The following is a 16,986-nucleotide window of genomic DNA, read 5'->3' as shown; positions in this document are numbered from 1 at the left end:
GGAGGGCTTTCGGGGGACGGGTGGCGCGCTGCCGCGGCGTGGCTCACTTGACGGAGCCGGCGGTGAGCCCGGCCACCAGGAAGCGCTGGAGCAGCAGGAAGACGGCGACGACGGGGACGCTGACGACGAGCGAGGCGGCCATCACCTGGTTCCAGTACACCTCGGTCTGGGTCGCGTAGCCCTGCAGGCCGACGGCCAGCGTGCGGGTGGTGCTGTTGGTCATCACGGAGGCGAAGAGGACCTCGCCCCAGGCGGTCATGAAGGCGTAGACGGCGACCGCGATGATGCCGGGCACGGCGGCCGGGACCACGACCCGGAACAGCGCGCCCACGGGCCCGCAGCCGTCCATCATCGCCGCCTCGTCCAGGCCGCGCGGGATCGAGTCGAAGTAGCCGACGAGCATCCAGATGGAGAACGGCAGCGAGAACGTCAGGTAGGTGAGGATCAGGCCGCCGCGCGAGCCGTAGAGCGCGATACCGGTGGTGTTCCCGATGTTGACGAAGATCAGGTACAGCGGCAGCAGGAAGAGGATGCCGGGGAACATCTGGGTGGACAGCACGGTGACCGTGAAGACCCGCTTGCCGCGGAAGCGGTAGCGGCTCACCGCGTACGCCGCGAACACCGCGACGGTGACCGACAGCACGGTGGCGCTGCCGGCCACGATCAGCGAGTTCAGGAAGTACCTGGCCAGCGGGATGGTCTGCCAGATGTCGACATAGGGACGGATCGTCAGCTCGCTGGGGATCCACCGGAACTCGCCGGTGACGTCCTGCAGCGGCTTGAGTGAGCTGCTGAGCATCACGTAGATGGGCGCCGCCGTGAAGACGGACAGCAGCGTCAGCACGATCCGCCGGGTCCACGCGAAGGAACGCGGCGGGTCGGACGGCGACGGGCGGGCCCGCCGGCGACCGGTGCCCGGCGGGACCGCGGGCGGGTTCGGCGCGGTCGGCTTGGCCAGTGTGGCCGGCCCGGCGGCCCGCACCGGGGCGCTGTCAGACATTCTCGTCCCGCCTTCCGCGCGAGGTGACCAGCAGGTACCCGGCCGTCACCACGAGCAGGAAGAGCAGCAGCAGCACCGACATGGCGGAGCCGAAGCCGAAGTTCCAGGTGACGAACGAGGACTGGTAGATGTGGATGGAGATGATGTCGGCCGACTCCGGCGCGGCCCTGCCGAAGAGCAGGTAGGGGACGTTGAAGTCGTTGAACGTCCACAGGAACAGGACCAGGATCAGCACCTGGTTGACCGGGCGCACCGAGGGCAGGGTGATCCGGCGGATCTGCTGCCAGATGCCGGCGCCGTCGATCTGCGCGGCCTCGTAGTGCTCGCGCGGGATGTTCTGCATCGCCGCCATCAGGATCAGGAAGGCGAACGGCCAGTTGCGCCACACCGCGACGATGAGCAGCGAGTAGAAGGCGTTGTCGCCGATCAGCCAGAACGGCGGCGAGTCGGTGAGCCCGAGCTGGTCGTGGATCACGTGGTTGAGCATGCCGTTGTCGCGTTGCAGCATGAACGCCCAGGTGATGACGGCCGCGTAGACCGGCAGGGCGTACGGGGTGAGGAACAGCGCGCGCAGCAGGCCCCGGCCGCGGAAGGAGTCCTGCATCAGCACCGCGGCCGCGGTGCCGAGCAGCCAGGACAGGGCGACGGCCAGCACCGTGAAGACGCAGGTGACGAGGAACGAGCGCAGCAGGTCCTCGCCCAGCGGGGCGTTGACGTCCACGGCGACCCGGTAGTTGTCGAGGCCGGTCCAGGGCGCTCGGCTCCAGTCGCGGATGAAGAACTGCGTGAGCTCCTTGAAGCTCATCACCACGCCGACCACCATCGGCACGATGTGGATCAGTATTTCGAGCAGCAGCGCGGGGAGCAGCAGCAGGTAGGGCAGGCCGGCGCGGCGCAGCCGGGCCGGCAGCCGCGGGCGGAGGCGCCGGCGGGCGGGCCCCCGCCCGCCGGCGCCCTGGGCGGGCGCCGGGGCGGGCGGGGGCGCGTCGTTGCTGAGGGTCGTGGTCACGGACGCCTCACCGCTGCATCTGCTGCTGCGCCTCGTGCAGGCTCTCCCGCACCCGGTCCACGGTGACCTCCGTGCCGGCCGCGGCGTCCGCGAAGAGCTCGGCCATGGCGGTGCCGACCAGCGTCTCGAACTGGGACTCCTCGGGGACCTGGGGGAGCGGTGCGGCGCTGCTGGCCAGCGTCTCGCGGAGCACGTCGAGTTCCGGGGTGTCGAAGGTGTCGGACTCCTGCGCGCTGGTCACCGACGGCAGCGAGCCGTAGGCCTCGTTGAGGTTGGTCTGCGTCTCGTCGCTGGTCATGAACTGGACGAAGTCCAGCGCGCCGTCGATGTTGTCGGTGTTCTCGAAGACGGCGAGGTTGATGCCCGCCACCATGGAGTTGACCTCGCCGTCGGCGGGCGGGTTCGTCTGGAACGGGATCGGGGCCACGCCGTAGTCGCCGGGGTCCATGCCCTGGTTCTCGACGCCCCGTCCCGCGGCCTGCCACAGCAGCATCGCGGCGTCCCCGTTGGCGAAGTCCGACACCGACTGGTTCTGGGCGTACTCGGCGTTGCCCGGCGCGGCGATGCCGTCCTCGCCGAGCAGGTCGACGTACTGCTTGATGGCCTGGGCGGCCTCGGGGGTGTCGAACGTCGGGTTGCCCTCGGCGTCGAAGAAGTCGGCGCCGTGCTGCTGGCCGAAGACGAAGGCGTGGTGCGAGTTCTCCTGGATGTTGGCGCCCTCGATGGCCAGCCCGTAGGTGTCCTCGTCGGTGAGCTGCCGGCCCACGTCGACCAGCTCGTCCCAGGTGGTGGGCGGCTCGTCGATGCCCGCCTCGGCGAACAGCTCGGTGTTGTAGTAGAGGGCGTAGGCCAGCGAGTACAGCGGCACCGCCGCCGGATCCTGGCCCTCGGCGCCGGTGGCGGCCAGGGCGGAGGGCACGAAACGGTCGGCGCCGCCGATCCGGCCCATGGTCTCCTCGTCGAACGGCAGCAGCGCGCCGGTGGCCTGCAACGAGGCGGACCAGGTGTTGCCTATGTTGAGCACGTCGGGGCCCTCGCCCGAGGTGGCGGCGGCCAGGATCCGGTCCAGCAGGCTGTCCCAGGGGATGACCTCCAGCTCGACCTCGATGCCGGTCTCCTGGGTGAAGCGCTCCAGTTCGGGACGGAGCACCTCCTCGTCGTGCTCCAGGCTCTGGCCCTGGTTGCTGGCCCAGTACGTCAGCGTGTCGGGGTTGTCGTTGTTCCCCCCGCCGGTGCTGCCGCCTCCGCAGCCGGTGGTGGCCAGCGCCGCGAGGACGGTCACGGCGACGGGGAGGGCGGTGCGGGTTCTGCGCATGGTCGATGGACCCTTCTCGGGTGGCTCCGGATCGGCTCGGGGGTGGCGCCACTTAACTTGCGGCGTAAGTTAAGTGTGAAGATAAGTACCCGTCAAGCCCTCGGGCCCAGGTAGGTTGCTCAGCGGAGGGTTACATGCGTGAAGCGAAACGACAGACGGTGCGTGACCTGCGCCGTGCCAACCGTGCGGCGCTGTTGCGGCACCTGTACTTTCACGGTCCGCTCAGCCGTCAGGAGCTGGCCCAGGCCACCGGACTGAGCTCCGGCACGGTCAGCAACGTCACCGCGGGGTTGCTGGCCGACCACCTGCTGCGGGAGGCCGGCTACGTCGACTCCGACGGCGGACGGCCGCGCACCCTGCTGCAGGTCGCGCCCGACTGCGCCACGCTGGTCGGCGTCGACGTCGGGGAGACCCGGGTGCGGGTGGAGCTGTTCGACCTCACCCTCGCCGAGCTGGCGCGGGCCGAGTATCCGCTCACCGACGCCGGGCACGACGTGGAGCTGGTGGTGCGGCACATCCGCGACGGCGTCGCCGCCGTTCGAAGGGCCTCGGGCACGCCGCCCGAGCGGCTGCTCGGCGTCGGCGTCGGCGTGCCCGGCATCGTCGCCGAACCGTCCGCCGACGCGGGCCCCGACGCGGGCGCGGTGGTGCACGGCCAGGCCATCGGCTGGGACGCGGTGCCGCTGGAGCGGCTGCTCAGGGAGGCCGTGGAGGTGCCCCCCGAGGTGCCGTTCCACCTCGGCAACGGGGCGCGCACCTTCGGCCAGGCCGAGATGTGGTTCGGGGCCGGGCGTGGCGCCAGCAACGTCGTCGTCGCCCTGATCGGCTCGGGCGTCGGCGCCTGCATCGTGACGGACGGCGTGCCGTACGGCGGGGCCGCCAGCGGCGCGGGGGAGTGGGGGCACACCACGCTGCGGGTCGGCGGGCGCCGCTGCCGGTGCGGGGCGCCGGGCTGCCTGGAGGCGTACGTCGGGGCGGCCGCCCTGCTCGAACGCTGGCGGGAGGCCGGCGGCGACGTCGCGGACGCCGACGAGGAGACCGGCGTGGCGGCGCTGCTCGACGCGGCGCTGGCCGGCGACAGCCGGGCGGTGGCGCTGCTCGACGAGACCGCCGAGTACCTCGGCGCCGGCATCGCCGACCTGGTCAACCTCTTCAACCCGGAGCGGATCGTGCTCGGCGGCTGGGCCGGACTGCTGCTCGGCCCGCACCTGCTGCCCGCGGTGCGCCGGGCCGCGGACGCGTACGCCCTGCGTCACCCCGCGGGCCGCGCGACCATTGAGATGGGGAGGCTCGGCCCCGACGCGGTCACCGTCGGCGCGGCGACCCTGCCACTGGCGGAGTTCCTGGCGCGGGGCGGGGCTCCCTTGTAAAAAGTGAAACACGTTCTTATCATCGCGGCAGGTGGGCAGGTGGCGCACTGACCGCGGGACGCGCCTGGGGGTCCGATGACAGCAGCGACGCAGCGAGCCGAGGGACCGCTGGCGGGGACGCGTGTGGTCGAACTGGCCGGCATCGGACCTGGCCCGTTCGCCGCCATGCTGCTGGCCGATCTCGGCGCCGACGTGGTCCGGGTGGACCGGCCGGGCGAGGCCTGGCCGGGCCTGGATCCCGCGACCGACCTCACCAACCGGAACAAGCGCTCGATCCGGGCCGACCTGAAGACCGCGGACGGCGTCCGCCTGGCGCTCGACCTGGCCGAGCGGGCCGACGTGCTGATCGAGGGATACCGGCCCGGCGTCGCCGAGCGCCTCGGCGTCGGTCCCGACGCCTGCCACGCCCGTAACCCCCGGCTCGTCTACGGGCGGATGACCGGCTGGGGCCAGGACGGGCCGCTCGCCCCGCGCGCCGGCCACGACCTGGCCTACGTCGCCCTCACCGGAGCGCTGCACCTGGCCGGACCCGCCGCGGGCCCGCCGGCGGCGCCGGCCAACCTGCTCGGCGACTACGCGGGCGGCGCGCTCTACCTGGTGGTCGGCGTGCTCGCCGCGCTGCACCACGCCGGGGCCACCGGCCGCGGCCAGGTGGTGGACGCCGCCATCGTCGACGGCGCCGCGCACCTCACCACGCTGCTGCACGGCCTGCTCGCGGCCGACCTCTGGCAGGACCGCCGCGAGGCCAACCTGCTGGACGGCTCCGTCCCCTACTACGCGGTCTACCCGACAGCCGACGGCGGCCACATGGCGGTCGCCGCGCTGGAGCCCGCGTTCTACGCGGAGTTCGTCCGGCTGCTCGGCATCGCGGACGAGGCGCCCGACCGCGCCGACCAGGACCGCTGGCCGGAGCTGCGGGCGCTCATCGCGGCGCGCTTCGCCAGCCGCGACCGGGCCGCCTGGACCGAGGTGTTCGCCGGCTCCGACGCGTGCGTGACCCCCGTGCTGTCGCTGCGCGAGGCCGCGGCCCATCCGCATCTGACCGCCCGCGGCACCTTCGCCCGCGCCGACGGCGTGACCCAGCCTGCCCCGGCCCCCCGCTTCTCGGCCACCCCGGGGAGCCTGCGCCGCGGCCCCGCCCGGCCCGGCGCCGACGCCGACGAGATCACCCGCGACTGGGGGCTCACCGGGCCCCGACAGGAGACGTCATGACCAGCCAGCCGACCCGGCCGACGCCCGCGCCCCCGGCGACCGAGGCGTACGTGTACGAGGCGATCCGCACCCCGCGTGGGCGCGGCAAGCCCAACGGCGCGCTGCACGGCACCAAGCCCATCGACCTCGTCGTCGGCCTGATCCACGAGCTGCTGCGCCGGCAGCCCGACCTCGACCCCGCCGCCGTCGACGACGTGGTGCTGGGCGTGGTCAGCCCGCACGGCGACCAGGGCTCCGACATCGCCAAGATCGCCGCCCTCGCCGCCGGCCTGCCGGACAGCGTGGCCGGCGTCCAGGAGAACCGCTTCTGCGCCTCCGGACTCGAAGCGGTCAACCTGGCCGCCGCGAAGATCCGGGCCGGCTGGGAGGACCTGGTGCTGGCCGGCGGCGTGGAGTCGATGTCCCGCGTGCCGATCGGCTCCGACGGCGGGGCCTGGTCGATGGACCCGATGACCAACCACGACCTCGGCTTCGTTCCGCAGGGCATCGGCGCCGACCTCATCGCCACCGTCGAGGGCTTCAGCCGCCGGGACGTGGACGAGTACGCCGCGCTGTCCCAGGAACGGGCCGTCACGGCCTGGAAGGAGGGCCGTTTCGACCGCTCGGTGGTGCCGGTCCGCGACCCGAGCGGCCTGACCGTGCTCGACCGTGACGAGCACGTCCGCCCGGGCACCACCGCCGACACCCTGGCCGCGCTCAAACCGTCCTTCGCCGCGCTCGGCGAGCAGGGCGGCTTCGACGCGGTGGCGCTGCAGAAGTACCACTGGCTGGAGCGGATCGAGCACGTGCACCACGCGGGGAACTCCTCCGGCATCGTGGACGGCGCCGCGCTGGTCCTGGTCGGCAGCCGGGAGGCCGGCGAGCGGCTCGGGCTCACCCCGCGCGCCCGCATCGTCTCCGCCGCGGTCACGGGCTCCGAGCCCACCATCATGCTCACCGGACCCGCCCCCGCCAGCCGGAAGGCCCTGGCCAGGGCGGGGCTGGAGATCGGCGACATCGACCTGGTGGAGATCAACGAGGCGTTCGCCGCCGTGGTGCTCCGCTTCGTCCGCGAGCTCGGCCTGGACCTGGAGCGGGTCAACGTCAACGGCGGTGCCATCGCCCTGGGCCACCCGCTCGGCGCCACCGGCGCGATGATCCTCGGCACGCTCCTCGACGAGCTCGACCGCCGCGACCTGAGGTACGGCCTGGCCACCCTCTGCGTCGGCGGCGGGATGGGCGTCGCCACCGTCGTCGAACGCCTCTGAACGACCCGCAGCGACCCGGCGGCGCCCGTCGCCGCCCCGCGACCCGACCGCCTCCCACCCCGCACCCCAGGAGATCCGACACCATGCCAGAGCCCACGACCGAGCAGGGAACGTTCCGCTGGCACCGGGACGCCGACTCCGTCGTCACCGTCGCGCTCTCCCTGGTACCCGACGCCCCGGACGCGGCCGCCGCCGTGCTGGCCGAGGTGGCGGACCGACTCGCCGCCGAGATCGCGGGGGCCGAGGATGCCGCAGGGAACGACGGGGCCGCGGACGCCGGGGCCGGGGACGCCGGCCTCGTGCGCGGCGTCGTGCTGGAGTTCGGCGGCGTCGAGTTCTTCTCCGGCGCCTCGCTCGCCGACCTGACCGGACCGCGCCCGCCGGACGCCCAGCGGGTCCAGGACACCGGGCTGCGCCTCAAGCGGGCGCTGCGCCGCCTGGAGACGCTCGGCCCGCCGGTGGTGGCCGCGCTGACCGGCTCGGCGCTCGGCGGCGGCCTGGAGATCGCGCTGGCCTGCCACCACCGGATCGTCCTGGACCGTCCCGGCACCCGCCTCGGCCTGCCCGAGGTCACCCTGGGCCTGACGCCCGCCGGCGGCGGCGTGGTGCGCACCGTGCGGCTGCTCGGCCTCGTCGACGCCCTGCAGAAGGTGCTGCTGGAGGGCCGCCGGCTCAGCCCGGAAGGCGCCCTGGCCGCGGGACTGGTGCACCAGGTGGTCCGGAGCCCGGACGAACTGGCCCACCAGGCACGGGCCTTCATCGACGACCAGGCCCAGGACCAGCCCCAGGCGCGGCAGCCCTGGGACGACCCCGACCACCGGATCCCCGGCGGCGGGCCCAGGGAACCCGCGCTGGCCGCGGTCCTGCCGTCCTTCCCCGCGCTGCTCCGCAAGCGCACCGGCGGCGCCCCCTATCCGGCGCCGCGCGACATCCTGGCCGCCGCGGTCGAGGGCGTCCAGGTCGGCTTCGCGACCGCCGAGCTGATCGAGGCACGGTACGCGGCCCACACCGCCACCGGGCCGATCGCGCGGAACATGACCAGCTTCACGCGCCTCGACCTCCCCGCGGTCAACGCGGGCCGCAGCCGGCCGCGCGACGTGCCCACCCGCGCCGCCACCCGGGTGGCCGTGCTCGGCGCCGGGATGATGGGCGCCGGCATCGCCTACGCGTGCGCCGCCGCCGGGCTTGAGGTGGCGCTCAAGGACGTCGACGAGGCGGCCGCGCGGCGCGGCCGGGACCGGGCCGCCCAGCCGCTGGACCGGGCGCTGGCCAGGGGACGGATCACCGAGGAGCGGCGGGCGGCGATCCTGGACCGCATCACGCCCACCGCCCGTCCCGAGGACCTGGCCGGCTGCGACGTGGTGATCGAGGCGGTCTTCGAGGATCCGGCGCTCAAGCAGAAGGTCTTCCAGGAGGTGCAGGACCTGGTGGCCCCGGACGCGTTGCTGTGCTCCAACACCTCCACGCTCCCGGTCAGCCGGCTCGCCGAGGGCGTCGCGCGGCCCCAGGACTTCGTCGGCCTGCACTTCTTCTCACCGGTCGACCGGATGCCGCTGGTCGAGGTCGTCAGGGGCGAACGGACCGGCGACACCGCGCTGGCCCGCGCCTTCGACCTGGTGCGCCACCTGGGCAAGACGCCGATCGTGGTCAACGACGCCCGGGGCTTCTTCACCTCCAGGGTCATCGGCTGCCGCCTCAACGAGGGTGCGGCCATGGTCGGCGAGGGCGTCGAGCCGGCCTCCGTCGAACAGGCGTCGGCGCAGGCCGGCTACCCGACCGGCGTGCTGGCGCTGCTCGACGAGGTGACCCTCACCCTGGGGCGGCGGATCAGGGACGAGAACCGGGCGGCGGCCGAGGCCGCGGGCGAGCCCTGGCGGCCGCACCCGGCGGAGGCCGTGATCGACCGGATGATCGACGACTTCGGCCGTCCCGGACGCGCGGCGGGCGCGGGCTTCTACGACTACCCCGAGGGCCGCCGTGCCGGCCTCTGGCCGGGCCTGCGGGAGCACTTCACCGAGCCGAGCGTCCGGGTGCCGCTGCCCGACCTGCGCGACCGGCTGCTGTTCAGCGAGGCGCTGGAGGCGGTCAGGCTGTTCGACCGCGGCGTGGTCACGTCGGTCGCGGACGCCAACGTCGGCTCGCTGCTCGGCCTCGGCTTCCCCGCCTGGACCGGCGGCGTCCTGCGGTTCGTCGAGGGCCACCCGGGCGGTCCCGCCGGGTTCGTCGCCCGCGCCCGGGAGCTGGCGGACCGCTACGGCCCGCGGTTCGCGCCCCCCGACGCACTGGTGTCCCGAGCGGAGCGCGGCGCGAGCCTCTCCCAGGCGGGGTGACAGCGCGCCCTGCCCGCCGGCGTCCCCGACCCGGTTCGTGGCCGGGCGGCCCGTCTGGCCGTCGACCGGGGCACAGACGTGTCGTCACCGCCCGTCGCCGGGCCGGCCCTGGCCTCGCTCGCGGGACGGCGCTCCGGTGGGCGGGTCCGCCCGGCCGTCGACCGGGGCACCGTCCCCTCGTCGCCCGCATCGCCCGACGCCCGCTGGCGGCGCCGGCTGAGCTCGGATCCGGTTCGCCGCGCGACTGTTCGGCTCCCGGGGTGTGCGTCTGCCTACCGGGACACCCGCCTCTCCTCGCCCGTCGCCGACTGGCGCCATCGGCGGGCTCGGCCTCGCGCGCCGCGCGGTTCTCCCGCGCTCCGGCGGTGTGCCCTTCTGCCCGGGTACGGGAATCCCGCCGCCGGCCGGTGTCGGTGGTCGGGCATGGGCCTGGTTCGCCGTAGGGCGAACCAGGCGCCGTGGCTCACCAGCCGTGTGGGGCCCTGCCGACGCGGACCCACACGCGCTTGCCCTCGTCGGTCGGCTCGAAGCCGAGCCCGTCGGCCATCTCGCGCAGCAGCCACAGGCCGCGGCCCTCCTCGGCGGTCCAGTCGGGGAGGGTGATGGTCGGCAGGACCGGGGACCGGTCGTGCACGGCGACCTCCACCGCCTCGCCGGTCAGCGTCAGCTCCAGCACACATCGCGGGTCGGCGACGTGCCGCGCGACGTTCGACAGCAGCTCGGTGACGCCGTGCAGCACGACCTCGGTCACCTGCGTCGGCTGTCGCCACTCCCGCATGGCCGCGGAGGCCATCCGCCGGATCCGTGCCAGATCCTCCCGCCGGGCCGTCAGCGTCCAACTGTGGCACAGGTGCTGCGGTTCGGCGTCCCGGCCGGTGAGCGTCACGATCCCTCCGGAGTCTCCACGGTGCGTCATGGGGTGAGCGCGCTGGGTCATGCCCGCACCCTGCCCGTAACTCCCGGCAGTCCGCAAGGAATTCGGCCACCCTCCCGCTGTTCATATCACTCGATGGGGTGGCGATGGGTGACGGGCCGTCAGCGTGGCGCCCGACGTACGGAAGACTGCCGTCCGAATGTGACCACACGCGGTCGTTCCGTCACGCGGCGAGCCCGGCGCCGGGGATGGCGGCGAGCAGTTCCCTCGTGTACGCGGTGCCGGGCGCCTGGAAGATCCGGTCCGGGGTGCCGCTCTCGACGATGCGGCCGTGTCGCATGACGTGGACCGAATGCGAGATCATCCGCACGACGGCCAGATCGTGGCTGATGAAGAGATAGCTGAGGCCGAGTTCGCGTTGCAGTTCGGTCAGCAGTTCCAGGATCTGCGCCTGCACCAGCACGTCCAGTGCGGAGACGGCCTCGTCCAGCACCACCAGGTCGGGAGAGAGGGCGAGCGCCCGGGCGATGGCGACCCGCTGCCGCTGGCCGCCGGAGAGTTCGTGCGGCAGCCGCTCGGCCATGGCGGCGGGCAGGGCGACCTGGTCGAGCAGCCTGGTGACCTCCTTCCGTCTGGTGGCCGCCGTGCCCACGCGGTGCACGCGCAGCGGTTCGGCGACGGACTGGCCGACCGTGTACCTCGGGTCGAGGGAGGCGTACGGGTTCTGGAAGACCGGCTGGACCCGGCGTCGGAAGGCGAACAGATCCCGGCGGCCCAGCGTGCCGAGGTCGGTCCCGTCGAAGACGATCCGGCCCGAGGTGGGCTTCTCCAGGGCCAGCAGGAGGTTCGCGGTCGTGGACTTGCCGGAGCCGGACTCGCCGACGATCGACACGGTCGTCCCGCGCGGGATGGTGAAGTCGACGCCGGCCACCGCGGTGAGGTCGGTGGCGGCGCCACGGCCCGCGGACCTGAGCGGGAACACCTTGGTCAGGTCCCGCACCTGGACGAGGTCGTCGGTGGGCGTGTCCTCGGTGGCCGCCCCGGCGGCGGTCCCGGTGGCCGGGGCGGCCCGAACCATGGTCGTCGAGGCGAGACTGGGCGCGGCGCGCAGCAGCCGCCGGGTGTAGGCGTGCTGTGGTTCGTGGAGGATCCGCGCGGCCTCGCCCGACTCGACGATCTCTCCCCGGTACATGACGGCGATGCTGTCCGCGCGTTCGGCGGCGAGTCCCAGGTCGTGGGTGATGAGGAACACGCTGGTCCCCATTTCGGCCGTCAGGGCGTCGAGTTGGTCGAGGATACGGCGTTGGACCGTGACGTCGAGGGCCGAGGTCGGCTCGTCGGCGACGAGCAGGCGCGGGCGGCAGGCGAGGCCCATGGCGATCAGCGCGCGCTGCCGCATGCCCCCGGAGAACTCGTGCGGATACTGCTGAGCCCGCTGCCCGGGGTCGGGGATGCCCACCGTGTCGAGGAGTTCCACGGCGCGGGCGCGTGCCGCCCGACCCGTGGCGCGGCCGTGCACCTCCAGGGCCTCGGCTATCTGGTCGCCGATGCGCAGCAGCGGGTTGAGGTTGGACATCGGGTCCTGGGGGACGAACCCGATGCGCGCGCCGCGGACGGCGACCATCTCCCGTTCGCTGAGCCGGGCGAGGTCCTGGCCCTCGAAGAGCACGGTGCCGCCGGTGACGCGGCCGCCCGGCGGCAGGAGCCGGGTGACCGCGGCCGCGGTGGTGGACTTGCCCGACCCCGACTCGCCGACGACGGCGACCGTGCTGCCGGGTGGCACCTCGATCGAGACGTTCCTGACCGCGGGGACCGGGCCGGTGCCCGAGAGGAACGACACGGAGAGGTCGCGGATGGACAGGACGGGCGTCGCGGCTGTCATGGCGGTCACCTGTGGGTTTCTTCGGAGTGAGCGGTCGTCACCGCGCCCGCCGCCGCACGGGCCCACGCCCACAGGGCGTCGGTCGGCACGGGGTCTCCGGGGGTGAGCAGACGGTTGGTGGCGAATGCGAGGGCGATCCCGCGACCGGGGACGAACCCGACGGCGCAGCCCGTGAATCCCGTATGGCCCAGCAGCGGGAGCCGTTCCGTGCCGACGGCGATCTCGTAGCGGCGAAAGCCGAGTGACTGCCCCGCGTCCGGTCCCGGTGCGAAGAACTCCTCGGCCGTGCGCGGACGCCACAACCCGTGGCTGTGGTCGTGGGTGTGCTCGGCCAGCGCCCCGGCCAGCGTCAGCAGGTCGCCGAGCGGCGCGAAGAGGCCCGCGTGTCCGGAGACGCCGTCCAGGGCGTGGAAGGCGTTGCCGTCGTTCACCTCGCCGGTGACGGGACCGTGGCGCCATCGGGAGAAGTCCGCGCCGCGGTAGGGAACGGGGTAGGGCGTGCCCGTGTCGAGCATGGTGATCTCGACACGGTCACCCACGGCGCTGGTGGCGACGTCGTCGCCGGCGGGACGCGCGTACCGGGTCTCGGACATGCCCAGCGGCTCGGTGACCAGGGAGGCCACCGCGCTCCGCAGGCCCTGCCCCGCCGCCGCCTCGACGATCCGGCCCAGCAGCACGAAGCCGAGGTCGGAGTAGTGCCGCCCGGTGCGGGGCGGGTGGCGCAACGGGAGTTCGGCGGCGCGCCGCAGGGCCTCGTCCCGGTCGTGGCTTTCCACGTACAGGGGCCACCACTCCCACAGGCCGCCGCGGTGCAGGAGCAGGTCGCGCACCGTGACCTCGTCCTTCGCGCCGCCGCGGAACTCCGGGACGAAACGCCGCACCGGGCTGTCGAGCCGCACCGAGTCGGCGGAGACGAGGCGGATCAGTGCGGTGGTGGTGGCGACCACCTTGGTCACCGAGGCGAGGTCGTGGTGGGTCCGCGTCGTCATGGGGAGGCCGTCGGGGGCGGAGTCCGTGGGGAGGGTGCGCAGCCCGGACGCGGCGGAGCGGTCCACCCCGGGAGCGCGCAGGGCGATCGCGGCGCCGGCCGGGGGTCGGGCGGCGGGCGGGGCGCCCGGCGGGACCCGGGTGGTCATCCGGGACACGGCCGTGGCCAGCGCGTTCACGTCGCCCACCCGGCGGGTCCCGGTCGCGGCGGCCGCGCCGCCGGGGTGAGCGCGAGGACCAGGCGGATCTCCGGTTCGCCGAACTCCTCCTGGACGCGTCGGCCGCCGTCGGGCCGCCAGCCGCGGTGTTGGTAGAAGCCCACGGACGGAGTGTTGTCCCGGAAGACCCACAGGGTCGCGGTGCCGGCCCCGGCGGCGGACAGGGCGGCGGTCGCGGCGGTCAGCAGTCCGCCGCCGGCTCCCCGTCCCTGGGCGTCGGGCGCGACGTACAGCGAATGCACGACGCCGACACCGTCCTCGGGCCCCGCCCACCGGGTGACGCCGAGGATCGTGCCGTCCGGCGCGGGCTGCACGAGGACCTCGCCGGGGGCCGCCTCGGCGAGCACACCGGTCCACAGCGCCGTGGCCCGGTCGCGGGTCATGGCGTCGGTGAGCCGTCGCGGGAGCACGGCGGCGTAGGGACCGTGCCAGCAGGCGAGGAAGACGTCGGTGATGCCCGTCAGGTCGGCGCGGCCGGCCCGGCGCGGCGGGGGCGTCATGGCGCGACCGCCCGCATGGTGTCGAGGGTCAGCGAGCGTGGCGGTTCCGGCAGCGGCGGCGGCAGGAGCAGCGGGCCGGCGCCGGGGGTGAGGCTGCCGAGCAGACGGGCCTCGCGGGCGCCGGTGCCGGCCGGCGACGAGCCGGGCAGACCGTGTGCCGTGCACCAGCCGATCAGGGCGAAGGCGATCGCCTCCTTGTCGTCGGCCGGGGCGCCGAGATCGTCGGACGGCAGCAGGCGGACGCCCGGCGTCGCCGCCCGCAGACCGCGCATCAGCACCGGGTTGCGGCATCCGCCGCCGGAGACCACCAGGGTGTCGACACCCGCGGCGAGCACGTCGCGGGCGACGGTGCGGACGGTGAGTTCGGTGAGTGTGGCGACGAGGTCGGCCGGTGCGGGACTGGTCCCGGTCGCGGCGAGGGCGTCGGCGACGTAGGCGTGGTGGAAGTGTTCCTTGCCGGTGCTCTTGGGCGGGCTGAGGCGGTAGTAGGGATCGTCCAGCAGGAACGCCAGGAGCCGTTCGTCGACCGTGCCCGAGGCCGCGATCAGGCCGTCGGCGTCGTAGCCGGCGGGGTGCGCCCCGGTCCCGGTGACGACCGCGTCGATCAGGGCGTTGGCGGGACCGATGTCGTGGGCGGACAGGTCCGCGGGGCCCCGTACCACGGTCATGTTGGCGATGCCGCCGAGGTTGAGAGCGGCGGGGGTGCCGCCGAGACCGGCCAGCAGCAGGCCGTCCAGGTAGGAGACGAGCGGGGCGCCGTGGCCGCCGGCGGTGATGTCGCGGACGCGGACGTCGGAGAGCACCGGGACGCCGGTGCGCTCGGCGATCCAGGCGGGCTGCCCGAGTTGCAGGGTGCCGTGGGCTGTTCCGGCCTCCACCCAGTGGAAGACGGTCTGGCCGTGCGAGACGATGAGGTCCACCGGGCCGGTGCGCGTGGCCTCGATGGCCGTCGCCGCGGCCGCGGCGAACTCCTGTCCGATGAGCGTGTCGAGTTCGCACACCGTCGCGAGCGAGGTTTCGGCCGGCGGCAGGGACGCGACGAGACGTCGCCGCAGCTCCGGCGGGTAGGCGGTGCTGCTGGTGTGCTCGACGGCACCGTGCAACGCGCCGCCCCGCGCGGTGAAGTCGACGACGGCGGCGTCGATGCCGTCGTGCGACGTTCCCGAGATCAGGCCGAGGATCCTCATCGCCGCCCCCGGTTCCGTGGGTCGAAGGCGTCGCGCAGGCCGTCGCCGAGGAGGTTCAGTCCGACGACCAGCAGGACGACGACGACTCCGGGCCCGATCATCGTCCACGGGGCGATGGTGACCAGGGTGCGTGCCTCGTAGACCATGGAGCCGAGTGACGGTGCGGGCGGTGGGGCGCCCAGGCCGAGGAAGCTGAGCGAGGCCTCGGTCAGCACGGCCCAGGACAGCGACAGCGTGACCTGCACGATCACGATGGACGTGATGTTCGGCAGCACGTGGCGGAACAGGGTGGCGACGCGGCGTTGGCCGGTGCTGGTGGCGGCCCTGACGTACTCGATCTCCCGGAGCGAGAGCACCGGGCCGCGGGTGACGCGGACGAAGATCGGCGCGTAGACGATGGCGATGGCGATGGCCACCGTGAACCAGGTGCGGTCGAACACCGAGGCCAGGGAGAGGGCGAGCAGCAGCGGGGGAAACGCGAACAGGACGTTCGCCACGCCGCCGATCGCGGTGTCGGCGAAGCCGCGATAGAACCCGGACACCAGCCCGCCGAGCGTGCCGACGGCGGTGGCGAACGCGACCGCGACGACCGCGATGAGGACGGAGTTGCCGACTCCCGCCGCCACCCGTGAGAACACGTCGCGGCCGAACTGGTCGGTGCCGAGGAGATGGTCGGCCGACGGCGAGAGCAGACGGTTGGGCGGGTCCTGGGCCACCGGATCGTACGGCAGCAGGTCCGCGAAGGAGAGCAGGGCGAGCAGGCTCAGCAGCGCGATGAGGACCAGGCCGACGAGGCCGCTCGGACTGCGCAGCAGGGCGCTCAGCCGCTGCGATCGCCGGCTGGCCGGCGCGGTTCCGGGGTCGATGCCCGCCGCCTGGGTGAGGTCGCTCATGCGGCACGCACCCTCGGGTCGACGCGGCGGTAGACGACGTCGGTCAGCAGGTTGACGATCACGAACGCGACCGCGATGACCAGCACGGTGCTCTGCACGAGGGCGTACTCCTTCTGCTGGATGCCGAGCAGCACCTGCCGGCCGATCCCGGGCACGGAGAAGACCTGCTCCACCACGACGGCGCCGCCGAGCAGATAGCCGAACTGGAGGCCCACCATGGTGACGATGGGCACCATGGCGTTGCGCAGCACGTGCGTCACCTGGAGGCGCCGGGGCGGCACGCCCTTGGCGCGGGCGGTGCGCACGAAGTCGTTCGAACGCACCTCCAGGACGGCCGTGCGGGTGGTGCGCATGATGGGCGCGGCGATGCCGAAGCCGAGCACCAGCGACGGCAGCAGCATCTGCTGGAGGTTGAGCAGCGGATCGACGAACAGGCCGACGAACGGTCGGCCGTTGGGGTTGAACCCGAAGGAGGAGGCGAGCACCGACAGCAGGGCGGTGGCGAGCAGGAAGGCCGGGATGGACAGGCCGGCCAGGCCCACCACCTGTCCGGCGGCGTCGCGCGGCGAGTTCGGCTTCGAGGCCGAGAGCATGCCGAGCGGGACGCCGATGACCAGCGCGATGAGGATCGCGAGAACGGCCAGTTCGAGGGTGACGGGCAGGGCCTCGAGGGTCAGGTCGAGCACGCTCGCCTGGGCGCGGGCGGAGTAGCCGAGGTTGCCGGTGAGAACGTTGCCGAGCCAGGAGAAGAACTGGGCGACCAGCGGCTGGTCGATCCCGTAGTACGCCTCCAGATCCGCACGCTGCGCCGGGGTCAGCGCGGCGGCCTCGGTGCCGAGACCCGCCGTGATCTGGTCACCCGGGATGGCCCGCAGCATGACGAAGACGAGGATCGCGACGCCCAGCAGGGTGGCGGCGGACGAGGCCGTTCGCCGCACGAGGCGATGGCGGGTGAGTTTTCG

The 16,986-nt window shown here is 73.7% G+C and carries 14 protein-coding genes; 4 read left to right on the top strand and 10 right to left on the bottom strand.

From position 1 onward, the window contains the following. Window positions 1-43: 43 nt before the first annotated feature. From ABGB06_RS16095 to ABGB06_RS16085, 3 genes are read right to left on the bottom strand one after another with little or no spacing between them, the layout of a single operon-like run. The gene (locus ABGB06_RS16095; RefSeq protein WP_347589729.1) at window positions 44-1,000 is read right to left on the bottom strand and encodes a carbohydrate ABC transporter permease; all 957 of its coding nucleotides are present in this window, start codon (window positions 998-1,000) and stop codon (window positions 44-46) included. Beyond that, window positions 993-2,009, bottom strand: a complete 1,017-nt coding sequence (locus tag ABGB06_RS16090) for a sugar ABC transporter permease (protein ID WP_347589727.1) — start codon at window positions 2,007-2,009, stop codon at window positions 993-995. Before ABGB06_RS16090 ends, ABGB06_RS16095 begins: the two co-directional genes overlap by 8 nt. A gap of 7 nt (window positions 2,010-2,016) precedes the next feature. Continuing rightward, window positions 2,017-3,324 carry a sugar ABC transporter substrate-binding protein gene (locus ABGB06_RS16085; protein WP_347589725.1) on the bottom strand — a complete coding sequence of 436 codons (1,308 nt, stop codon included), beginning with the start codon at window positions 3,322-3,324 and terminating at the stop codon, window positions 2,017-2,019. Window positions 3,325-3,458: 134 nt separating this feature from the next. Here ABGB06_RS16085 and ABGB06_RS16080 point away from each other — a divergent pair, with 134 nt between their 5' ends. The 4 genes from ABGB06_RS16080 to ABGB06_RS16065 all read left to right on the top strand — a co-directional run bounded on the left by ABGB06_RS16080 (window position 3,459) and on the right by ABGB06_RS16065 (window position 9,483). Next, a complete protein-coding gene (locus ABGB06_RS16080; RefSeq protein WP_347589723.1) occupies window positions 3,459-4,694 on the top strand; it encodes an ROK family transcriptional regulator in 1,236 nt (411 codons plus the stop codon). A 75-nt stretch (window positions 4,695-4,769) separates the two neighbouring features. After that, complete coding sequence (locus ABGB06_RS16075) at window positions 4,770-5,906, top strand: CaiB/BaiF CoA-transferase family protein (RefSeq protein ID WP_347589721.1); 1,137 nt, start codon at window positions 4,770-4,772, stop codon at window positions 5,904-5,906. Further along, entirely contained in the window at window positions 5,903-7,153 is a 1,251-nt protein-coding gene (locus ABGB06_RS16070) for an acetyl-CoA C-acetyltransferase (RefSeq protein WP_347589719.1), read from the top strand. The genes ABGB06_RS16075 and ABGB06_RS16070 overlap by 4 nt, the downstream gene beginning before the upstream one ends. A gap of 83 nt (window positions 7,154-7,236) precedes the next feature. Beyond that, the gene (locus ABGB06_RS16065) at window positions 7,237-9,483 is read left to right on the top strand and encodes a 3-hydroxyacyl-CoA dehydrogenase NAD-binding domain-containing protein (protein ID WP_347589717.1); all 2,247 of its coding nucleotides are present in this window, start codon (window positions 7,237-7,239) and stop codon (window positions 9,481-9,483) included. A 463-nt stretch (window positions 9,484-9,946) separates the two neighbouring features. Here the strand turns inward: ABGB06_RS16065 and ABGB06_RS16060 are convergent, their stop codons facing one another. From ABGB06_RS16060 to ABGB06_RS16030, 7 genes are all read right to left on the bottom strand, one after another. Then, the gene (locus ABGB06_RS16060) at window positions 9,947-10,399 is read right to left on the bottom strand and encodes an ATP-binding protein (RefSeq protein ID WP_347589715.1); all 453 of its coding nucleotides are present in this window, start codon (window positions 10,397-10,399) and stop codon (window positions 9,947-9,949) included. Between the two features lie 181 nt (window positions 10,400-10,580). Continuing rightward, window positions 10,581-12,239: an ABC transporter ATP-binding protein gene (locus tag ABGB06_RS16055; protein WP_347589713.1), complete on the bottom strand. Its 1,659-nt coding sequence runs from the start codon at window positions 12,237-12,239 to the stop codon at window positions 10,581-10,583. Between the two features lie 5 nt (window positions 12,240-12,244). Then, entirely contained in the window at window positions 12,245-13,414 is a 1,170-nt protein-coding gene (locus tag ABGB06_RS16050) for a serine hydrolase domain-containing protein (protein WP_347589711.1), read from the bottom strand. After that, on the bottom strand, window positions 13,402-13,944 hold the full coding sequence (locus tag ABGB06_RS16045; RefSeq protein ID WP_347589709.1) for a GNAT family N-acetyltransferase: 543 nt from the start codon (window positions 13,942-13,944) through the stop codon (window positions 13,402-13,404). Before ABGB06_RS16045 ends, ABGB06_RS16050 begins: the two co-directional genes overlap by 13 nt. Continuing rightward, window positions 13,941-15,131 carry an anhydro-N-acetylmuramic acid kinase gene (locus tag ABGB06_RS16040; RefSeq protein WP_347589707.1) on the bottom strand — a complete coding sequence of 397 codons (1,191 nt, stop codon included), beginning with the start codon at window positions 15,129-15,131 and terminating at the stop codon, window positions 13,941-13,943. Before ABGB06_RS16040 ends, ABGB06_RS16045 begins: the two co-directional genes overlap by 4 nt. Then, window positions 15,128-16,024, bottom strand: coding sequence for an ABC transporter permease (locus tag ABGB06_RS16035; RefSeq protein ID WP_347589705.1), 897 nt, complete (start codon window positions 16,022-16,024; stop codon window positions 15,128-15,130). The genes ABGB06_RS16040 and ABGB06_RS16035 overlap by 4 nt, the downstream gene beginning before the upstream one ends. Next, window positions 16,021-16,962 carry an ABC transporter permease gene (locus tag ABGB06_RS16030; protein ID WP_347589703.1) on the bottom strand — a complete coding sequence of 314 codons (942 nt, stop codon included), beginning with the start codon at window positions 16,960-16,962 and terminating at the stop codon, window positions 16,021-16,023. Before ABGB06_RS16030 ends, ABGB06_RS16035 begins: the two co-directional genes overlap by 4 nt. Window positions 16,963-16,986 lie beyond the last annotated feature (24 nt).

Source organism: Streptomyces sp. B6B3 (assembly GCF_039871525.1).
Classification (GTDB): Bacteria; Actinomycetota; Actinomycetes; order Streptomycetales; family Streptomycetaceae; genus Streptomyces.
Note: the sequence above shows the minus strand (reverse complement) of the source record. Positions and strands in the feature narration are given on the sequence as shown.

Bases quoted from the DNA above. Each gene is read 5' to 3' on its own strand.
- ABGB06_RS16075 (WP_347589721.1), top strand. From the start codon at position 4,770: ATGACAGCAGCGACGCAGCGAGCCGAGGGACCGCTGGCGGGGACGCGT.
- ABGB06_RS16035 (WP_347589705.1), bottom strand. From the start codon at position 16,024: ATGAGCGACCTCACCCAGGCGGCGGGCATCGACCCCGGAACCGCGCCG.
- ABGB06_RS16045 (WP_347589709.1), bottom strand. From the start codon at position 13,944: ATGACGCCCCCGCCGCGCCGGGCCGGCCGCGCCGACCTGACGGGCATC.
- ABGB06_RS16085 (WP_347589725.1), bottom strand. From the start codon at position 3,324: ATGCGCAGAACCCGCACCGCCCTCCCCGTCGCCGTGACCGTCCTCGCG.
- ABGB06_RS16080 (WP_347589723.1), top strand. From the start codon at position 3,459: ATGCGTGAAGCGAAACGACAGACGGTGCGTGACCTGCGCCGTGCCAAC.
- ABGB06_RS16055 (WP_347589713.1), bottom strand. From the start codon at position 12,239: ATGACAGCCGCGACGCCCGTCCTGTCCATCCGCGACCTCTCCGTGTCG.
- ABGB06_RS16070 (WP_347589719.1), top strand. From the start codon at position 5,903: ATGACCAGCCAGCCGACCCGGCCGACGCCCGCGCCCCCGGCGACCGAG.
- ABGB06_RS16060 (WP_347589715.1), bottom strand. From the start codon at position 10,399: ATGACGCACCGTGGAGACTCCGGAGGGATCGTGACGCTCACCGGCCGG.
- ABGB06_RS16095 (WP_347589729.1), bottom strand. From the start codon at position 1,000: ATGTCTGACAGCGCCCCGGTGCGGGCCGCCGGGCCGGCCACACTGGCC.
- ABGB06_RS16065 (WP_347589717.1), top strand. From the start codon at position 7,237: ATGCCAGAGCCCACGACCGAGCAGGGAACGTTCCGCTGGCACCGGGAC.
- ABGB06_RS16040 (WP_347589707.1), bottom strand. From the start codon at position 15,131: ATGAGGATCCTCGGCCTGATCTCGGGAACGTCGCACGACGGCATCGAC.